This window comes from Eudoraea sp. (assembly GCF_049665975.1).
Taxonomy (GTDB): domain Bacteria; phylum Bacteroidota; class Bacteroidia; order Flavobacteriales; family Flavobacteriaceae; genus Eudoraea.
The window spans coordinates 1-3,824 of the sequence record NZ_JBATGR010000010.1; the positions used below are offsets into that span (position 1 = coordinate 1).

4 protein-coding genes and 1 tRNA gene are annotated in these 3,824 nt (G+C 35.5%); 2 read left to right on the forward strand and 3 right to left on the reverse strand.

Annotation, left to right across the window (positions count from 1 at the left end):
• Positions 1-68: 68 nt before the first annotated feature.
• Positions 69-143 (reverse strand) — tRNA-Val (locus WBN20_RS00455).
• Between the two features lie 208 nt (positions 144-351).
• On the opposite strand from WBN20_RS00455, the gene WBN20_RS00460 reads away from it, so the two are divergent.
• Entirely contained in the window at positions 352-1,116 is a 765-nt protein-coding gene (locus WBN20_RS00460) for an exodeoxyribonuclease III (RefSeq protein ID WP_424280315.1), read from the forward strand.
• A gap of 4 nt (positions 1,117-1,120) precedes the next feature.
• Here WBN20_RS00460 and WBN20_RS00465 read toward each other — a convergent pair whose 3' ends face one another.
• Positions 1,121-2,374 (reverse strand): cation:proton antiporter, encoded by a 1,254-nt coding sequence (locus WBN20_RS00465; protein WP_424280316.1) that lies wholly within the window; start codon positions 2,372-2,374, stop codon positions 1,121-1,123.
• Between the two features lie 152 nt (positions 2,375-2,526).
• Between WBN20_RS00465 and WBN20_RS00470 the strand changes: the two genes are divergently transcribed.
• Positions 2,527-2,997: an Hsp20/alpha crystallin family protein gene (locus WBN20_RS00470; RefSeq protein WP_424280317.1), complete on the forward strand. Its 471-nt coding sequence runs from the start codon at positions 2,527-2,529 to the stop codon at positions 2,995-2,997.
• Between the two features lie 121 nt (positions 2,998-3,118).
• Here the strand turns inward: WBN20_RS00470 and WBN20_RS00475 are convergent.
• Positions 3,119-3,824: patatin-like phospholipase family protein (locus WBN20_RS00475; protein WP_424280318.1), on the reverse strand; the 706-nt coding region annotated here is incomplete at its 5' end.

Sequence of the window (3,824 nt, forward strand, 5' to 3'; positions counted from 1 at the left end):
AGGAACAAGTTTCCTGTTTAGCAGGTATAAAAAATCCACGCGAACTTGCGTGGATTTTCTGCTTGATGTGGAGTGTATTGGATTCGAACCAACGACCCCCGCCCTGTCAAGGCGGTGCTCTAAACCAGCTGAGCTAACACTCCAGATTTTAGTATAATGGGGCGTTATTAAACCACCTACTAAAAGAGGCTGCAATATCGGAAAATTATTGGGATCATCCATAAATTATAAAGGAAGAACATTAAGAAAACACGTTTAAATTCCATTTTAGTTTCGGGTCCTTAAGAGTAGCCGTTAAATACTTCTATCTGAATAAAGTGTGTTATTTTTATTAAAATTAAATTCTTAACAATGAAGATTATTTCCTGGAATGTAAATGGTATCCGTGCCATCGTTAAAAAAGAATTTTTTGAAACTGTCAATAATTTGGACCCTGATATTCTTTGTATTCAGGAAACTAAGGCTCAGGATATTGAAGTAGAAAAAGCCTTATTACCCCTTAAAGACCATCATCTTTATTGCAATTCCGCAGAAAAAAAAGGATACTCAGGAACCGCGATTTTAACTAAATCTGACCCTATTGCTGTTAGTTTGGATATGGCTATATCAGAACATGATTCGGAAGGAAGAATAATCTGCGCTGAATATGCCGATTTTTATTTAATAAATGTTTATGTCCCGAATTCGGGCCAGCAACTAGACCGATTGTCGTATCGAAGCCAGTGGGATGCAGACTTTCTTAAATATTTAAAAGAAAAAGAGAAAATAAAACCGGTAATTGTTTGTGGTGATTTTAACGTTGCTCACCAGCCTATCGACTTAAAAAATGATAAATCCAACTATAATAAAACTGCAGGGTACACACAGATAGAAATTGATGGAATGGACAATATCATTAATTCAGGTTTTGTAGATTCATTCAGACATTTTAACCCGGATGAAATAGCCTACACTTACTGGAGCTATCGTTTTAAAGCCCGTGAGCGAAATACGGGATGGCGAATAGATTATTTTCTTATAAGCAACTCCATAATGCCCAAAGTAAAATCTTCAAAGATACTACCCGAATTCTTTGGTTCTGACCACTGCCCTATTTTACTCAATATAAAGCTATAAACCGCTAAATTTCAACATTCTTTCTTCTGAGTATTTTAACCACCTTTCCCACGGTAAGTCCCTGAACAATTATGGAAAAAATAACAACAACATAGGTCATAACCAAAAACAATTCCCTATTCATATCTGCGGTCAGGCCAAGTGCCAGTGCTATGGATATTGCACCACGTAATCCTCCCCAGGTCATTATTAGATTGGTATTTGGAACAAAATCTAAACTCTTTTCAAACACATTTACAGGGATAATCAAAGAGGCATACCTGCAAATTAAGACAATGGGTATAGCCATGAGCCCGGCCAGCACAAATTCTGGCTCCAGATCTAAAACCAATAATTCCATTCCTATAAGAACAAAGAGTATCGTGTTTAACAGAATATCTATAAGCTCCCAAAATTTATCCACATAGCTTTCTGTAAGTTCAGACATTGCCTGTCGCCTTGCTGTATTACCACCTACAATCAATCCTGCAACCACCATAGCCAATGGTGCATAAACATGTAAATATTGGGCAATAACAGTCCCTGTCATTACCGTTGCTAAAGTTATAATCACCTCAATATCATAATCATCTATAGATTTCATTAACCTAAATGTAATCCATCCTAATAAGGCCCCGAGAAGCAATCCGCCGCCAACCTCATGAACAAAGAGAGAAAGAATATCTGAGAGAGAAAAGCCTCCACCAGCACCATTAGCCAATCCAAAAATCGTTAGGAAAATTACGACCCCTACACCATCGTTGAAAAGTGATTCCCCCACAATCTTTATTTCCAGCTTTTTAGGCACATTAGCTTTTTTTAATATCCCTAAAACGGCAATAGGATCTGTCGGTGATATCAGCGCCCCAAAAAGAAGGCAGTAAATAAATTGCACATCTAATCCTATTAGCTGTAACATGAAATACACAGCTATTCCTATGAGAAAAGTAGATACGAGTACGCCAAAAGTAGCAAAAACCAGGATAGGCCATTTTAGTTCTTTTAGCTTTTGCAAATCGGTATGCAGAGCCCCTGCAAAGAGCAAAAAACTAAGCATAACATCAAGCAAAACAGACTTGAAATCGATATGTGTAATGATGTAACGTTCCGCATTTAATGCGGTATCGTCAAAATAACTAAGTGCAAAAATTCCCAGCGTAAATATTATGGTAATAACTGTAAGCCCAATCGTATTCGGGAGCTTAATGAATCTTACATTTAGATAACCAAAGAATGCAGAAATAAACACCAATATACTGGCAATTACAAAATAATCCATAGGCTGTAAATATATTCAATTCATTTTAAAATGGAATAATTTTGATTTTTAAGCCTTTATAAATTTATGGCGACTGATCAAAATCATTCCTAATTTGAAATGACCATTATAACTTCGTATTTCAATTAATGTTTAACCTAAAATATAATATCATGACACTAGTTAAATTTAAAAAAAGGGCAAGACCTTTCGGAAACCTAATTACCTCCGATTTTTTTGATATGGAGAATTTCTTTGACGACAAATTTTGGAATCGTGAATTAGTAAACGATCGTTTCTGGAATGCCAGAGCTGGAGAACCTGCTTTAAATATTATGGAGAAAGAAGATCATTTTGAAATTGAATTAGCAGCACCTGGTTTTGCTAAAAAGGATTTTGAAATTACCATTGACGAAGGATACCTTAATATTTCAGCAAAAAAAGAGGTCAGTAAGGAAGAAAAGGATGAAGATTACACCAGAAAAGAATTTAGTTATAATGCTTTTGAAAGATCCTTGCTTTTACCAGAAAATGTAAAAGAAGAGGAAATTAAAGCCAAATACGGTGACGGAATTCTAAGCTTTAAACTAGCAAAAAAAGAAGTGGCTCTAAAGCCAAAACCAAAAATAATTGAAATTAGTTGATATTTCATTATTTGCTTAAAATGCTCTCCGTCTAGGCTAAGATCTTTAACTCTTCCATGTAGTAGAAGATCTCGATGGAGGGCATTCTTTTTTACCTAATTTTAAAAAATGACTTAACCATTTATTTCAAACTAATCTTTTTGGATATTAGAAGATTATCAGGATTTTCAATAGCCGCTATGGCAGCCTTATAGCCCAAATCAAATACGGTATCCATATCAGTTATGGAAAATGTACTGTGATTTATCAAATCTTTGGGTGAGATTACCAGATTGCAATCTCCAAACTTAGAAAGTGAATCTTTCGCCGAGCGTATCTTATAGGCACGTTCCAATACACTAAAAGAATATTTTAATTGATCTATCCCTACTTTAAGAAAGGGATTTACATAGACCCCAATGATCTGATCACAATAGTTTTTAATCAGATCTACTGGAAAATTGTTTAAGGCTCCTCCATCTACATAATACGAATCTGCTATTTTTACTGGCGTAAAAACACCTGGAAATGCCGCTGAAGCCAATATTGGCCTTATAAGCTCTCCTTCAGCAAAAACTTTTAAACTCCCATCCAGAATATTAGTGGCAGTGATGAATAAAGGAATTTTAAGACTCTCAAAATTATCTGACGGAAAGAACTCAGAGAACTTGTCATAAAATTTTTCGGTATCAACAAACCCCGGTTTGCCAACCGCATAGTTATTAAAACTAAAAATATTCACCTTCTTTATAAATTCCAGGATTTGTTTCCAATCTGAGCCCCCTGAATACAATGCGCCAATTATGGCACCGGCACTGGTACCCGCTATATGAGTAATCTCGAAACCA